The sequence below is a fragment of the Cognatishimia sp. 1_MG-2023 genome (assembly GCF_030548175.1).
Lineage (GTDB): Bacteria > Pseudomonadota > Alphaproteobacteria > Rhodobacterales > Rhodobacteraceae > Cognatishimia.
The window spans coordinates 136753-150006 of record NZ_JAUORX010000004.1 but is presented as its reverse complement, the minus strand read 5'-3'; the positions used below and the strand labels follow the sequence as shown (position 1 = coordinate 150006).

The 13254-nt window shown below is 54.6% G+C and carries 20 protein-coding genes; 15 read left to right on the top strand and 5 right to left on the bottom strand.

Annotated elements, in window-relative coordinates; all coding sequences use genetic code 11:
* Window positions 1-17: 17 nt before the first annotated feature.
* Window positions 18-662, bottom strand: a complete 645-nt coding sequence (locus tag Q4544_RS08405) for a flagellar hook capping FlgD N-terminal domain-containing protein (protein WP_303505289.1) — start codon at window positions 660-662, stop codon at window positions 18-20.
* A 10-nt stretch (window positions 663-672) separates the two neighbouring features.
* A complete protein-coding gene (locus Q4544_RS08400; protein WP_303505288.1) occupies window positions 673-1983 on the bottom strand; it encodes a flagellar hook-length control protein FliK in 1311 nt (436 codons plus the stop codon).
* Window positions 1984-2094: 111 nt separating this feature from the next.
* Between Q4544_RS08400 and Q4544_RS08395 the strand changes: the two genes are divergently transcribed.
* The 6 genes from Q4544_RS08395 (at window position 2095) to Q4544_RS08370 (ending at window position 5776) form a co-directional block, all read left to right on the top strand.
* Window positions 2095-2370 carry a rod-binding protein gene (locus Q4544_RS08395; protein ID WP_303505287.1) on the top strand — a complete coding sequence of 92 codons (276 nt, stop codon included), beginning with the start codon at window positions 2095-2097 and terminating at the stop codon, window positions 2368-2370.
* Entirely contained in the window at window positions 2360-2716 is a 357-nt protein-coding gene (locus tag Q4544_RS08390; protein WP_303505286.1) for a flagellar biosynthesis protein FlgN, read from the top strand. Before Q4544_RS08395 ends, Q4544_RS08390 begins: the two co-directional genes overlap by 11 nt.
* Window positions 2717-2916: 200 nt before the next feature.
* Complete coding sequence (locus Q4544_RS08385; protein WP_303505285.1) at window positions 2917-4143, top strand: flagellin; 1227 nt, start codon at window positions 2917-2919, stop codon at window positions 4141-4143.
* 72 nt (window positions 4144-4215) lie between these two features.
* A complete protein-coding gene (gene flaF, locus Q4544_RS08380; protein WP_303505283.1) occupies window positions 4216-4593 on the top strand; it encodes a flagellar biosynthesis regulator FlaF in 378 nt (125 codons plus the stop codon).
* Complete coding sequence (gene flbT, locus Q4544_RS08375) at window positions 4590-4994, top strand: flagellar biosynthesis repressor FlbT (protein WP_303505281.1); 405 nt, start codon at window positions 4590-4592, stop codon at window positions 4992-4994. The genes flaF and flbT overlap by 4 nt, the downstream gene beginning before the upstream one ends.
* A complete protein-coding gene (locus Q4544_RS08370) occupies window positions 4991-5776 on the top strand; it encodes a DUF1217 domain-containing protein (protein WP_303505279.1) in 786 nt (261 codons plus the stop codon). Before flbT ends, Q4544_RS08370 begins: the two co-directional genes overlap by 4 nt.
* Here the strand turns inward: Q4544_RS08370 and Q4544_RS08365 are convergent.
* Window positions 5773-7140, bottom strand: coding sequence for a FliI/YscN family ATPase (locus Q4544_RS08365; protein ID WP_303505277.1), 1368 nt, complete (start codon window positions 7138-7140; stop codon window positions 5773-5775). The two genes, Q4544_RS08370 and Q4544_RS08365, sit on opposite strands and share 4 nt — an antisense overlap.
* Before the next feature lie 82 nt (window positions 7141-7222).
* On the opposite strand from Q4544_RS08365, the gene Q4544_RS08360 reads away from it, so the two are divergent.
* The 9 genes from Q4544_RS08360 to Q4544_RS08320 are packed head-to-tail and all read left to right on the top strand — an operon-like array spanning window position 7223 to window position 11770.
* On the top strand, window positions 7223-7612 hold the full coding sequence (locus Q4544_RS08360; RefSeq protein ID WP_303505275.1) for a FlgB family protein: 390 nt from the start codon (window positions 7223-7225) through the stop codon (window positions 7610-7612).
* A gap of 14 nt (window positions 7613-7626) precedes the next feature.
* On the top strand, window positions 7627-8001 hold the full coding sequence (flgC, locus tag Q4544_RS08355; RefSeq protein WP_303505273.1) for a flagellar basal body rod protein FlgC: 375 nt from the start codon (window positions 7627-7629) through the stop codon (window positions 7999-8001).
* A gap of 21 nt (window positions 8002-8022) precedes the next feature.
* On the top strand, window positions 8023-8310 hold the full coding sequence (gene fliE, locus Q4544_RS08350; RefSeq protein ID WP_303505272.1) for a flagellar hook-basal body complex protein FliE: 288 nt from the start codon (window positions 8023-8025) through the stop codon (window positions 8308-8310).
* A complete protein-coding gene (locus Q4544_RS08345) occupies window positions 8310-8579 on the top strand; it encodes a flagellar biosynthetic protein FliQ (RefSeq protein ID WP_303505270.1) in 270 nt (89 codons plus the stop codon). The genes fliE and Q4544_RS08345 overlap by 1 nt, the downstream gene beginning before the upstream one ends.
* A gap of 2 nt (window positions 8580-8581) precedes the next feature.
* Complete coding sequence (locus Q4544_RS08340; RefSeq protein WP_303505268.1) at window positions 8582-9295, top strand: flagellar hook-basal body complex protein; 714 nt, start codon at window positions 8582-8584, stop codon at window positions 9293-9295.
* 15 nt (window positions 9296-9310) lie between these two features.
* Entirely contained in the window at window positions 9311-10096 is a 786-nt protein-coding gene (gene flgG / locus Q4544_RS08335; RefSeq protein ID WP_303505266.1) for a flagellar basal-body rod protein FlgG, read from the top strand.
* Window positions 10096-10515, top strand: coding sequence for a flagellar basal body P-ring formation chaperone FlgA (gene flgA, locus Q4544_RS08330; protein ID WP_303505264.1), 420 nt, complete (start codon window positions 10096-10098; stop codon window positions 10513-10515). The genes flgG and flgA overlap by 1 nt, the downstream gene beginning before the upstream one ends.
* Window positions 10516-10525: 10 nt before the next feature.
* Entirely contained in the window at window positions 10526-11257 is a 732-nt protein-coding gene (gene flgH, locus Q4544_RS08325) for a flagellar basal body L-ring protein FlgH (RefSeq protein ID WP_303505262.1), read from the top strand.
* 9 nt (window positions 11258-11266) lie between these two features.
* A complete protein-coding gene (locus Q4544_RS08320; protein ID WP_303505260.1) occupies window positions 11267-11770 on the top strand; it encodes a flagellar basal body-associated protein FliL in 504 nt (167 codons plus the stop codon).
* Window positions 11771-11779: 9 nt separating this feature from the next.
* On the opposite strand, the gene Q4544_RS08315 is transcribed toward Q4544_RS08320, so the two are convergent.
* Together Q4544_RS08315 and Q4544_RS08310 are read right to left on the bottom strand one after the other, a co-directional pair.
* Window positions 11780-12163, bottom strand: a complete 384-nt coding sequence (locus Q4544_RS08315; protein WP_303505258.1) for a hypothetical protein — start codon at window positions 12161-12163, stop codon at window positions 11780-11782.
* Window positions 12160-13245: a flagellar biosynthesis protein FlhB gene (locus Q4544_RS08310; protein WP_303505257.1), complete on the bottom strand. Its 1086-nt coding sequence runs from the start codon at window positions 13243-13245 to the stop codon at window positions 12160-12162. The genes Q4544_RS08315 and Q4544_RS08310 overlap by 4 nt, the downstream gene beginning before the upstream one ends.
* Between the last annotated feature and the right edge of the window lie 9 nt (window positions 13246-13254).

Genomic DNA, 13254 nt, shown 5'->3' with positions numbered 1-13254 from the left:
CCTTATGAACAAGTGCGTTAGACCGCCTCACGCAGGCCGGACACATCGTTGGAATGCACGATAGAGCCACCCTCGAGGACGAGGTAAACGCCCTGGCTGGTTGTGCGTGCTTCGGTGACGCGGCTGTAAACCTCGGCCGAGAGGCTTTCGACCACTTCGTCATCTTTGGTGCTTTCGACGGTGAAGGTATAGAGGCCATCGGCCACGGCGTTGCCATCTGCGTCGGTGCCATCCCATTGCATTGTATCGCTTTCGATTGGTATCGCGAAGCGGGTGATTTCGTCGCCGTCTTCGTTGGTGACGACCAGTTCCGCGCTGTCCGCTGTGGAAAGCGGGTAGGTCATGAGGTCTATTGGGTTGCCGTCATAGTAGCCGGGTGCAAGGACTTTGGCCTCCATCCCGACCCAACCGGCCATTTGGGACATGTCCATTGCGCTGAACTGGGTTTGTAAGTTTTTAAGCAAATCATTCGTAAGAACCTGCTGTTCAACCGCAGAAAAGGTTGCAAGCTGGGTCGCGAAATCGCTGGATTCAATTGGGTTCAGGGGATCTTGGTTCTGCATTTGCGCCGTTAGCATTTTGAGGAACGTCTCAAAATCCGAGCTGATGACGGGAGAGGCCGTGGCCTGGGTTGTGGTGGATTGCGTATTGGTGACTTGCATTTCGATATTCCTATAGTCGGATGTCGAGCCCGGAACCGGCGGCCGTTGGGCGGTGTGCCTGTGGCGCTAGGGGCTGTGATTGCATGTGTGATTGTTCGTCGTCATGGGGGCCTTCGCCCTTGGCATCTGATGTGTCTTGAGCGGTTTTCCGGTCTTGGTCCGCGAAGGAAAAGTTGATGTCGGAATAGCCGAGGTCGGCGAATTCTTGGCTGAGGTCGGTCATGTGACGACGCAGAAGATCCGAGGTTTCGGATCGCTCTGCCTGAATGGTTAGGGTCAGCCCCTGTTCGGTTGTGTGCAGGGTTAGGCGCACCCTTCCCAGCTCTTCTGGGGTGAGGTGTAGTTCGGTTTGATGCGTGTTGGCCTGCTGTAAATGGGTGATAATTTGACGAGGCGCTGTTTGTGCAGGGGGCGCGGAATGTGTGGGTTGGGTTGGGGTGCCCTGTACCTCTGTGCTGGTTCGGAAAGTTGTGAGGGGGGCGGTTTGCGATTCTAGAGGCTCTTTGATTTGGAACTGCGATTCAGCGGGCTGTGCTGTAGTGATCGACGGCGTTGGCGCGATTTGTGTCGGCGCTTTGGCTGGCGCAATGTGCTGCGCTGGGGGGGCTTGTTTCGGAGCAGAAGCTGGCAGGGTTGGTTGTTTGACCTGCGTTTCAATCTGCTTTGGGGGCGCTGATTGATACAGCGGTTGGCTATGGATTGCAGTAGGCGGTGGGGGCAATGCGGGGGCCGCGGTTCGGGTTGGTTTGGTTGTGCGGTGTTGAGGCAGGGCCGCCGTGGATTGCACCGGTTGCGGCAGTATTTGGGCAGGTTTGGTGACCGGATTGTTTGGCGATGTATCTGGCTTGACCGTGGGCAACGGGGTGTCTTTGGTCGCTGTCGCCTGTGCCGTTGGCTGTTCTGTGGCGCGCGTTTGGTCGACGGTGTGATGCACGGGGGGAACCGGCGCGGGCGGTTGTTTTGGAGGCAACGCTGGGCTGTTGATACGTGATTCAGATGGCGTTGCGGTTGGCGTTGGCGTGTGCGCAACGGGGAGGGATGGCGCGACATCTGATGTGTCTGCAGGCGGGGCGGGCACCGTTTCATCGGCCAGTTCAATTCCCGGCTCTTGATCTTCACCGACCTCTGGTTCTGTTTGAGTTTCACCGACCTCTGGTTCTGGCACAGACTCTATCGACGGCTGAGCAGGGGCTGCAAAGACGGTTGCAAATTCCAACTCTGTCGGCGTGGCATCGACCGCAGTTTGTGGCGCAATTGGTTGCGCAGTGGGCTGGCCGGTTGGTGCGGCAGGGTCCGTCAGGACAATAGGCAAAGCAATCATGGCGACCTCGGATTTCTTCCAGATGCCGTGACTATGGGGACATTGCCCTTACCAGTTATTTAACTGTTTCCCGCCAATTTCGAAAAAGACAGTTCAATTTGGAGACAGTTGATGACCGATCCGATTTCTCAAACGTCGTCCTTGGCGACACGACCGGACAGTGAATTGCGCGCGGTGGCCGAAAAGCTGGAAGCGCATTTTTTGGCGGAAATGCTGAAGGACGCGGGGCTGGGTAAAACCAGCGAGGCCTTTGGTGGCGGGGCTGGCGAAGATCAGTTTTCATCGTTTCTACGAGAGGCGCAGGCAGCCGAAATGGCAAAATCGGGCGGAATCGGCTTGGCGGAATTGTTTTTTGAAACACTAAAGGATCAAAGCAATGGAAAATAATGCATCGGATCTTATCGAACAATTAGACGACCTATTAGAACGCGAACGCGAGCATCTTTTGACTGGGAATTTGCCGAAGTTTACCGAGTTGCTGGATGAAAAAGAACAGCTATTGGAGCAGATTGGTGAATTGGGACAGGCCGATTTTCCGGATTTGCAGCACGTCCAGAACCGGATGAACTATAATCAAAGCCTATTAGAAAGCGCGATGCTTGGCATTCGGGCGGCAGCGGAACGGTTGCAAACGCTGCGCAGCATTCGGCGCGGGCTGGATACATATGACAGCCAAGGCCAACGGCGGACATTGCCTAATAATACCTGTGGGTCGTTTGAACGGCGAGCCTGATCGGTTTGAGTCAAATGCGGATTATTGCGGTCTTGCGGTTTAGTATTCCATTAGCACTTGGACGCCATGTTGGTGCTGCACCCGATGAGGTGGCACAGGATGGCCCGGCCTTTCTGTAACGTCAGAACGATGCTCTTGAACGCCCTTGTGGCGGAATGTGCAACTCGGCGCAAAGCGCTGAAATATATTAAGGAAATGCGATGTCCAGCATTCTGACAAACAATAGCGCAATGGTCGCGCTGCAAACTCTTCGCTCTATCAACCAAAATCTGGCTGGTGTGCAGTCTGAGATTTCTACAGGTAAACGTGTTGGCTCGGCCGCGGATAACTCTGCGATGTGGGCGATTTCGAAAGTGATGGAAAGCGATGTTCAGGGGTTTAAGTCGATCTCTGAAAGCTTGAATTTGGGTAAATCGACCGTTTCAGTTGCGCGTAATGCGTCGGAAACTGTGACCGATCTTTTGACCCAGATGAAAGGTAAGATCGTTGCAGCCCAAGAAGATAACGTTGACCGAACAAAGCTGAATGACGACGTCACCGCGTTGAAAGAGCAAATTCAATCGGTTGTTTCGGCGGCGCAGTTCAATGGGTTGAACCTGGTGGATGGGACAAACGCCTCTGTTGATGTTCTGGCCTCTTTGGATCGGGATTCGACAGGTGGTGTGACGGCATCATCTATCACCGTAACAGGACAAGATTTGTCGACTGGCGGTTATGTCACGAAAGACGCGTTTACCGGTAGTACAGGCGTATCTGCTGCAGAGGATCGCATCGGTTTCTCAATGGACGCCGGGTCGACAACCAACAACATCGACATTGGTCAAGGTACTGCCTTGGTTGAGGGTGATAAGATCGTCCTGACAATTGATGACAATGTGGTGTCTTATACGATCTCTGCGGATGATGTGTCTGGTACATCAACGCCGGGCGATGTTGCGGCCGTTGCATTGAAAGCTGCCATTGATGGGCTTGGCATTTCTGACGGTGGTGGTGCCGATCTCGAAGTATCGTATGACAGTGCTAACCCCGGCCAGCTGTTGTTCAACAATGGTACGGCTAACGACATTTCCGTCAGCGGTCAGTTCATCAATGCGGGGTCTGGTGGCCTTGGTACGATGGCTGGCATTGATGTGTCATCTGCGGGTGGTGCAACGACCGCACTGGCAACGATCGAGGCATTGATCGACACGACAATTGATGCTGCAGCGGCCTTTGGTTCATCCGAAGGGCGGATCGAAATTCAATCTGATTTCGTTTCAAGTCTGACGGACTCTTTGAAATCGGGGATTGGCGCATTGGTTGATGCCAATATGGAAGAGGCCTCTGCACGACTACAGGCACTGCAAACCCAGCAACAGCTGGCGATCCAGTCCTTATCGATTGCGAATTCGGCGCCGCAATCCATCCTGTCACTGTTCCGTGGCTAATTAAGATCGCGGGGCGCGTTTTGGCGTGCCCCGTACACTTAGCCAATATGACCGGATCAGGAAGGAAAGACCGTGAATTTGCAATCCCGTGCCCAGCGTGGCTACGCACGCCCTGCACCCTTTTTACGCCCCGCGCGACATACGGAATATGATGTTATGGCGGGCATCACACATCGGCTGCGGGACGCCGCACGCAAGGGAAACACCGCATTTGCGGATTTAGCCCAAGCGCTACATGAAAATATGCAGCTTTGGACAGTCTTGGCCACGGATGTGGCTGACAAAGACAATGCTTTACCAAAGGAGTTGCGCGCCCAGATATTCTATTTGGCGGAGTTCACGCAGCAGCACACGCATAAAGTTCTAGACGGTTCATCCTCGGTTCGGCCCCTTTTGGAAATTAATGTGGCAATCCTTAAGGGATTACGCCACCGAAGTGAGGCGCCATGAGCGGATTAATCTTAAAACTCAGCCCGAAAGAACGGGTGTTGATCAATGGCGCTGTCATTGAAAACGGAGAGCGGCGTGGCCGATTGGCCATTGTGACACCAAACGCGAATATACTGCGCTTGCGGGATGCTATTCATCCCACTGACGCCAAAACGCCCGTACGGCGGGCCTGTTACTTGGCGCAGCTTGTGCTGTCAGGTGATGCAGACCCGCAGGAGACCAGCCAGCAATTATTGTGCCGCATCGAGGAGCTTAGCCAAGTGTTGACGGACCAAGATAGCCGCGGTTTTCTAGCATCTGCGACAACGGCGTTGGTCGAACAGCGATACTATATGTGCCTGAAAGCACTGCGTGCATTGTTGCCACGCGAGGACCGATTGCTGGCTGCGAGTTTTTCATGAGCTTTCAGCCGGTTGTTCCCTTGTCTGGTTATGTTGGCTGGACGTTCTTAAGCCGCACGTTGGAAAGCCAAACAGAGGCTTTCAATCAATCGCCATCTATTCAACGGGATGCGGATTATTTCCGCGAGGCGATTGGCCAGGTACAGACGGCTGAACAATTGGTGGCGGATCGTCGGCTATTGGGCGTGGCGCTGACGGCCTTTGGTTTACAAGACGACATCAATTCCAAAGCGTTTGTTCAGCAGATTCTGGAAGAGGGTACAATTGAGCCATCGGCACTGGCCAACAAGCTGTCTGATAAACGATATTTGGCCTTTGCAAAAAGCTTTGGCTTTGGTGATTTTGCTACGCCTCGAACGGAATTGTCGTATTTTCCGGATGAGATTATCGAGGCTTATGAGGCTAGGTCGTTCGAAGCGGCAGTAGGTGCGCAGAATGAAGCGTTGCGGCTTAGCCTGAATTTAGAGCGTGAGTTGGATACGTTGGCGACGAATTCAGAATCCGACACCGCGCGTTGGTTTTCCATGATGGGGCAACCCCCGATGCGACGCGTATTTGAAGGTGCGCTTGCCTTGCCAACCTCGTTCAGCCGTATCGACATTGATCAGCAACTTGAGGTGTTCAAAGAGCGCAGCGAACAGATATTTGGCACGCAAGAGATTGCAGATTTCGCTGATCCCGACCTGCGCGAAAAGTTGATCCAACGGTTTCTATTGATGGATCAATTGCAGAGCGGGCAATCCATGAACGGGTCGCAGATTGCCCTAAGCTTGCTGTCTTAGGGCAGGTTATTAGGGGGCTTGGTGGATGAAAGTCCGCCGTTTCCGCCGAGGCGACGAAATATCAAATCAAGTTTCTTAAAACTGTCGTCGATTTTCCCAGTCTCGGCTGTTCCGATGAATTGATCCAGCTCGGGCCATGCTTTGACAGCAAGGTCAAGCTCTGGGTCACTGCCGGGGACGTATAGCCCAGCTTGGATCATCGTTTCGGAGCGATTGTATAGCCCTAGGTATCGTCGGGTCTGGGTGATTACTTGGTTTTCCTGATCCGTTGCCGCAGCGGGTAAAGCACGCGACACAGATGGCAGCAGGTCAATTGCGGGGAAACGGCCGCGCTGGGCGATGTCGCGGTCTAGAACAACGTGGCCATCTAATACCCCGCGCATAATGTCAGCGATGGGTTCTTCCATATCGGACCCGGCGACCAGAACGGAAAAAATTGCGGTGATGTCGCCTGTTCCTGAAATACCGGGGCCGGCGCGTTCGCACAGTGACATGATCGCGTGCGAGGTTGAGGCGGGAAAACCGCGCAGCGATGGTGGCTCTCCGGCAGCGCTGGCGACTTCGCGATGAGCTTCGGCGAAGCGTGTGATCGAATCCGCTAGAAACAACACGTGCTTACCCTGATCGCGGAAATGTTCGGCCACGGCCATGGCGGAAAGGGCGCAGCGGCGGCGCAAGATTGGGGATTGGTCCGAAGTGGCGGCGATGATGACTGATTTTTGCATGCCCTCTGCCCCCAAAACATCGGTGACAAAACTTTGTAATTCCCGGCCGCGTTCCCCGACGAGTGCCAGGACAACCACATCCGCATCCATCGTGCGGGCGAGTTGCCCGAGCAGGCTGGATTTTCCGACGCCGGACCCAGAAAACAGGCCGATGCGTTGACCCCGGACGATGGGAAGAAGCGTGTTGAAAACGGCAAGGCCGGTGCGGATGCGAGCGCCAAGTTTGCGTCGCTCTACCGCAGGGGGCGGGGAGCCTTGGGGGCGGCGCAGATTTTTGCCGCGCAGCAGCGGTTTGCCATCAAGCGGATTGCCATCAGGATCAATGATACGGCCGATCCATCCCTCGGACGGGGCGATTTCGCCGGGGCCATCCAGAACAATGGGGGCGCCAATGCTGATGCCCATCGGAGAAAATTCCGGCAAAATTGAAATATCTTCGGCGTGAATTTGTACAATTTCACCCAGAAGATTTGGCATATCTGGGCGGGATAGATGCACGCGATCGCCAACGCGTGCGACCGTGTTTAGCCCTGTGGCACGCAAGATGTTGCCCTCTACCGCGGAAACGCGACCAATATCTTGTGTGTGGGGGATGTCTTGAATGGCTGCGCGCAGGCAATCTAGGGCGTCGTGGGGCATGTGGTCCTCCTCATGTCTCTGAAAAGACTTTCTAAAGGAATCACCGTTAAGCCTTCCTTATACACACGAGGGAGAAGCCCCGATGTTTGGAAACATTGACGTTTTTAGAATTGCGCAATCACTGTCGACACATGCGACGGCCCGGCAAAATGTCGTGGCGCGCAATATGGCGAACGCCGATACGCCGGGTTATGCGGCGCGGCGCGTTGTTTCATTTCAAAGCTTTTTGAATGGCAGCCAAAGCGCTGCTGATGGGCCGCATTCAAGCAGACATAAACATCTAAATTCTGTGGTCGGAAATGGCCCGCAGGTGCTGATTGATCAAAGCCAAAGCCCTGATCCGAACGGGAATACCGTTTCGCTTGAAGGGGAAATGCTGCGCGCGGTCGATATCAAACATGACCATGATCGCGCGCTTGCCATCTATAAATCATCGCTCGACCTCCTGCGGATTAGCCTCGGCCGGAGATAACCAGAAGGGTTCTTATGACTGACCTCAGCCAAGCCCTGGGCATTACGTCCAGCGGGCTAAGGGCGCAGGCTGGCCGCTTGCGTCATCTTTCAGAGAATATCGCCAATGCAGATACCCCGGGGTATCGCCGAAAAACCGTTTCGTTTCAGGCGGATGCGGATGGGGTGCACCTTGGTCGAGTGTCGTTGGATGACACTGAAGGCACCATGTTTTTCGACCCGGGGCATCCGCTGGCTGATGAAACCGGCCACTACGAAGGGTCGAATGTGCAGCTATTGATTGAGCTTGCTGACGCGCGAGAGGCGCAGCGGAGCTACGAAGCAAATCTGAAAATTTTTGAACAAACTCGCCAGATGTCCAGCGCTGCGCTGGACCTGTTGCGTCGGTAAGTGACTGAAAGGACATCCAGAATGGATATTTCAACTTTGAATGCTGCCCAACGATACACGGCGTTGCGCCCAGCAACTGAACCGCAAGAGGCGATTAGTCCGGGCACGTATTTCCGAGATATGGTTCACGATTTGGCCACGACTGTGCGTGCAGGCGAGCAGGCATCGTTGAGCGCGATGACTGGATCGGCGGATCAGCATTCGCTGGTGCATGCGTTGTCACAGGCAGAGCTGGCGGTGGAAACCGCCGTGACCATACGCGACCGTGTGGTTGAGGCCTATCAAGAAATTTTAAGGATGCCTGTCTGATGCTGTCGGACCCGGAATTCTTTGACATCTTGCGGCAGTCTTTATGGGTCGCGACGATCATCTCTGCACCTATCCTGACCGTGGCTTTGGTGGCCGGTTTGGTCATTGGGTTGTTTCAGGCGCTGACGTCGATTCAGGAGATGACGTTAACCTTTGTGCCAAAATTATTGGCGATCATTGGCGTGTTTTGGGTGTCGATGGATTTCATGACCGGCACTTTGGTCGCGCTTTTCCAGAATCAATTGGTGCCTTTGATGGCAGGAGGCTGAACATGGATGCAGGCAGTTATACGACACTGACCCGGCAGATCGGGTTGATGCGCGAGATGGATATCGTCGCCAACAACATTGCAAATGCGGCCACAACTGGATTTCGCCAGCAGGGCTTGGTGTTTTCCGAATATGTGCAGCGCGTGAAGGATGGTGAATCGTTGTCGATGGCGACGGCCAGCATTGCCATGTCATCAATGGTGCAGGGCAGTTTGACGGAAACCGGTGGATCGTTCGATTTTGCGATCGAAGGCGATGGTTTTTTCCTTGTCGAGACAGAACAGGGACCACGGTTAACGCGGGCCGGGAATTTCTCGCCAAACAGCAACGGGGATTTGGTGACGCCGCAGGGGCATCGGGTGTTGGATGTTGGGGAAGCGCCGATTTTCATTCCGCCGGATGCGCATAATTTGATGGTGTCCGAAGATGGCTCGATCAGCTCGAATGGCCGATTGATCGGACAATTGGGTGTGTTTTTGCCAAATGATCCGACGCGACTGAACCGCGCAGAGGGCGTGTTGATGGACGCGCCGGATGGGTATGAGGCGAGCCTTGTTGGCAAGATCAAGCAGGGCTTTGTCGAGGGATCAAACGTGGATGCGATCGACCAGATCACGCGGATGATCGAGGTTCAGCGGTCTTATGAGATGGGCCAAAGCTTTTTGGATTCTGAGAATGAGCGCCAGCGGACGGCGCTTCAATCATTACTTCGTTAACTGAAGGAGGCCGCTATGCGTGCTCTGAAAATTGCTGCGACGGGCATGAGTGCCCAACAAATGCGGGTTGAAACGATTTCGAACAACCTCGCGAATATGTCGACCACGGGCTACAACGCACGACGCGCGGAGTTTGCAGATTTGCATTACCAACAGATGAACCGACCGGGATCTGTGAGTGCGTCGGACGGGACGGTTTTGCCGACCGGTGTTCAGCTGGGGCTGGGTGTGCGGCCAGCGGCAGTGACCGTGCATTTGGCGCAGGGATCGTTGGCGCAAACGGGCGGTGATTTGGATGTTGCCGTGGATGGCGGCGGATATCTGGAGGTTACACTACCGTCGGGGCAGACGGCCTACACACGCGATGGCGCGTTAAAGCGGGATGCGGAGGGGGTAATCGTGACCTCGGATGGCTATCCCGTTGCGCCGGAAATTGTGATTCCGACGGATGCGCGGAGCTTGTCGATAAACGCCGAGGGTGAGGTTTATGCCTATTTTCAGGACGCAGTTGCGGGGCAATTGTTGGGGCAGTTTAACCTTGCTGGTTTTGCCAATGCGAAGGGGCTTGAGGCATTAGGGAGCAATTTGTTTGCGGCGACCGAAGCCTCTGGGGATGCGATTGTTTCGACGCCGGGCGTCGATGGATTGGGTACGTTACGGCAGGGGTATCTTGAGGACAGCTCTGTGGATGCGGTGCGCGAGGTAACGGAATTGATCGAGGCGCAGCGCGGTTATGAGTTGAACGCCAAGGTGATTTCGGCGGCGGATCAAATGCTTGGCGCAACGACGCAGGTGCGGTGATGCGGGGTATTATCACGATAATTTGGATGCTGATGGCTGGCGCTGTATCCGCCGAAAGTGTGGTGCCAACCTCTGCCATTCGCCCGCGCAGCGTTATCACCGAAGACATGGTGGCTGTGGTGAAAAAGGATTTGCGGGGTGGCCTGTCGGCCTTGTCAGACGTCGTCGGCATGGAGGCGCGCGTGGCTTTGTATCCGGGGCGCGCCATTCGCGCAGAGGATATTGGTGCCCCTGCCGTGATTGAACGCAATCAGGTTGTGCAGCTGATTTACCAAAGCGCAGGGCTAGAGATTTTAACCGATGGGCGCGCGATGGGGCGCGGTGCTGTGGGCGAGGTGTTGCGGGTGATGAACCTGTCGTCGCGATCCACTGTGGTGGGCACGGTTCGGCCTGACCGCAGCATTTTGGTGCAACATTGAGGAGGCCGGTATGCAACGATTAAGGTTAATGATCGTGGGGTTGGCCGTTGTGTTGATGGGTTGTGCGGATGACCACCACATTGGACGTGCGCCGCCGTTTTCGGAAAGCATTCAGACGACAGAGCATCGCGCGATGCTGTCCCCCGGGCTGCCGCGCGAAACGGTTAAGCATAGCTATCGCGATAATGCCTCGTTGTGGAGCAAGCAGCGGTCTTCGTTGCTGGGGGATCGTCGGGCTATGGGGCGTGGCGATATTCTGACGGTTGTCATCGAAATTGATGAAAAGGCCGAGATTTCAAATGCCAGTTCTCGTAGCAGGAGTGGGTCAGAAAACCTGTCGGTTCCGCAACTGTTTGGCATTCCGCAACGGATAGATCGCAAGCTGCCCGAAGGTGCCAGTATGGACGAAGCGGTTGGGTTGACCTCGTCCAGCGCGAGCCAAGGCGATGGATCTGTGTCGCGTAAGGAAAAGCTGGCGCTGCGTGTGGCTGCGACTGTGGTAGAGGTTTTGCCAAACGGGGTGCTTTCGATCTCTGGATTGCAAGAAGTGCGCGTGAACAATGAGCTGCGCGAATTGGTGGTTAGCGGTTTTGTGCGGCCTGAAGACATCTCGCGCCGGAACGAGATTACCTATGACAAGATTGCGTCTGCGCGGGTGTCGTATGGGGGCCGTGGGCATATTTCGGATATGCAGCAGCCGCGTGTTGGCTTGCAGGTTTTAGATAGAATTCTTCCATTTTAAGAGGTTGTCATGAAGCTTTTGTTGCCTTTAATTTTATTATTTGTCGGTGTTGGCGCTGGCGTCGGCGCGGGGCTGATGACGCAAAAACCGGTGGAGGAGGTCAGCATTCATCCCTGTGGGGACGAAGAGGGGGCCGAAACCAAAGTTGCGCATAAGCCGGAAGAGGAAGAGACGCCCGAAGACATTGCGACCAAAGAATTTGTCAAAATGAACAATCAATTTGTCATACCCGTAGTCGAAGATGAGGTGGTGGCGTCCTTGGTTGTGGTTTCTCTGAGCCTTGAAGTGGTCGCGGGCCAGAAAGAAGCGGTGTTTAATCGTGAACCGAAATTGCGGGACGCGTTTTTACAGGTGATGTTTGATCATGCCAATCTAGGTGGGTTCAGTGGTGCCTTTACGGATACGCAAATATTGGATCGCTTGCGGCGGTCGCTGATGGATGTCGGGCAGACGATTATGGGCGACGTTGTGACGGATATTTTGATTTTGGATATTGCGCGGCAAGACGTTTAATAAGCGCCGTTAGCCTAGCAACCGAGAGGCCGCTTGCCGTTTTCTGGCAGCGGCCTCTTTCCGTTTCAGGGCGGCGAGTGCTTCTTTTTGCCCAAAGCTTTTTTGCAATGCACCGCGCAGGGATTCTTTGCGGGCCAAGACTTGTGCCAGTTCAATGTTTAGCTGGTTTCGTGATTTTGCGACCCAGGATTGCCAGGGCAAGATCGCGCCGCTGCGTGCAAATGGATCAATGGCCGGAACAGTTAAGTTGGTGGATTTTTCGTGATCGTTTAGCTGTTTGATCTTTAGCCGCAAGTCGGTTTCGCGTTGGGCTTGTTCTGCAAAGCTTCGTTGATCCCGTTGGTATTTCAGGGTGGCGACCTGTTGTAACCGTGCGAATGCGTCCTGCTTCATGAGGTCCGCCACCGTTTGCTGCGCATGGAATCGGCGAAGCGGATCGCCGCTGCGACGGCTTCGAAATGGCGAAGCGCGATTTGGTCGCCGATCTTGATTTCGGCAAAGAGCGCGCGTGCGGTTGGCGGATCTGAATGGATGGGTACACCATTTTCCTGCGCCAATTCGCGGATGCGCCCAGCGACTTCGTCGGTGCCTTTGGCCACGCAACGGGGGGCTTCTTTTTTATTGCGGTCCCATTTTAGCGCCACGGCGAAATGGGTTGGGTTCACCACAATCACATCGGCTTTTGCAACGTCGGCCAACATGTGGCGTGAGGCGATTTCCTGCGCCCTTTGGCGGCGTTTTTGTTTGAAATGCGGGTCGCCTTCGGCTTCTTTGGCTTCGTCTGTCAGTTCCTTGCGCGTCATGCGCTGGCGCCTGTGGTGTTCAAAGTATTGCCACATATAATCCACCACACCGATCATAATCGCGACACAGGCCACAACGGTGAGTAAGTGAATGTTCAACCCCATGATGATTGGAATTCCGATGCGCCCGCTTAATTGTTGGGCCGTCAGGATCATGGGTAGGCTGGAAGCCAAAATACCAGCAAGGCAGATGCAATAAATCAGAAGTTTTGAGGAGCTTTTTGCGAATTCGAATATCCCCGTGCGGCCGTATTTGTTTTTGGCATTCGAGATGGGGTTTATTCGTGATGCTCGCATTTTGAGTTTGGATGGTGTGACGACAAACGCCCGTTGGCCAATTATGGACAGTAAAACTGCAAAAAACGGACCGAGAAACCAGGGGGATACGGCGGTGCTGAGTGGCGGTATGATTTGCAGGAACATCGTTTTGTTGTGGAGGACAAAGTTGTTTGCCGCCAGTTGATCGGCGTTGGCCAAGTAGCCGGTTAGGATGGAACCAAGGGACGAAATCGCTTGGGGGCCAAGTGCCGTTACGACCACAAGAAACCCAAGGTAAGACGCCGCAACGTTCAGATCCGGGGAGCGGACGAACTCGCCCTTTTCGCGGGCTTTTTGCAGTTTTCGCGGGCTGGGTTCGTGTGGCTTTTCTCCACCTGGTTCGTCTTGGCTCATGACGGGGCT

Bases quoted from the DNA above. Each gene is read 5' to 3' on its own strand.
- Q4544_RS08360 (WP_303505275.1), top strand. From the start codon at position 7,223: ATGTTTGGAAACATTGACGTTTTTAGAATTGCGCAATCACTGTCGACA.
- flgC (WP_303505273.1), top strand. From the start codon at position 7,627: ATGACTGACCTCAGCCAAGCCCTGGGCATTACGTCCAGCGGGCTAAGG.
- Q4544_RS08365 (WP_303505277.1), bottom strand. From the start codon at position 7,140: ATGCCCCACGACGCCCTAGATTGCCTGCGCGCAGCCATTCAAGACATC.
- Q4544_RS08390 (WP_303505286.1), top strand. From the start codon at position 2,360: ATGGAAAATAATGCATCGGATCTTATCGAACAATTAGACGACCTATTA.
- Q4544_RS08370 (WP_303505279.1), top strand. From the start codon at position 4,991: ATGAGCTTTCAGCCGGTTGTTCCCTTGTCTGGTTATGTTGGCTGGACG.
- Q4544_RS08395 (WP_303505287.1), top strand. From the start codon at position 2,095: ATGACCGATCCGATTTCTCAAACGTCGTCCTTGGCGACACGACCGGAC.
- Q4544_RS08385 (WP_303505285.1), top strand. From the start codon at position 2,917: ATGTCCAGCATTCTGACAAACAATAGCGCAATGGTCGCGCTGCAAACT.
- Q4544_RS08400 (WP_303505288.1), bottom strand. From the start codon at position 1,983: ATGATTGCTTTGCCTATTGTCCTGACGGACCCTGCCGCACCAACCGGC.
- Q4544_RS08340 (WP_303505268.1), top strand. From the start codon at position 8,582: ATGGATGCAGGCAGTTATACGACACTGACCCGGCAGATCGGGTTGATG.
- Q4544_RS08320 (WP_303505260.1), top strand. From the start codon at position 11,267: ATGAAGCTTTTGTTGCCTTTAATTTTATTATTTGTCGGTGTTGGCGCT.
- Q4544_RS08310 (WP_303505257.1), bottom strand. From the start codon at position 13,245: ATGAGCCAAGACGAACCAGGTGGAGAAAAGCCACACGAACCCAGCCCG.
- flgG (WP_303505266.1), top strand. From the start codon at position 9,311: ATGCGTGCTCTGAAAATTGCTGCGACGGGCATGAGTGCCCAACAAATG.
- fliE (WP_303505272.1), top strand. From the start codon at position 8,023: ATGGATATTTCAACTTTGAATGCTGCCCAACGATACACGGCGTTGCGC.
- flgA (WP_303505264.1), top strand. From the start codon at position 10,096: ATGCGGGGTATTATCACGATAATTTGGATGCTGATGGCTGGCGCTGTA.
- Q4544_RS08315 (WP_303505258.1), bottom strand. From the start codon at position 12,163: ATGAAGCAGGACGCATTCGCACGGTTACAACAGGTCGCCACCCTGAAA.
- flgH (WP_303505262.1), top strand. From the start codon at position 10,526: ATGCAACGATTAAGGTTAATGATCGTGGGGTTGGCCGTTGTGTTGATG.
- flbT (WP_303505281.1), top strand. From the start codon at position 4,590: ATGAGCGGATTAATCTTAAAACTCAGCCCGAAAGAACGGGTGTTGATC.
- Q4544_RS08345 (WP_303505270.1), top strand. From the start codon at position 8,310: ATGCTGTCGGACCCGGAATTCTTTGACATCTTGCGGCAGTCTTTATGG.
- Q4544_RS08405 (WP_303505289.1), bottom strand. From the start codon at position 662: ATGCAAGTCACCAATACGCAATCCACCACAACCCAGGCCACGGCCTCT.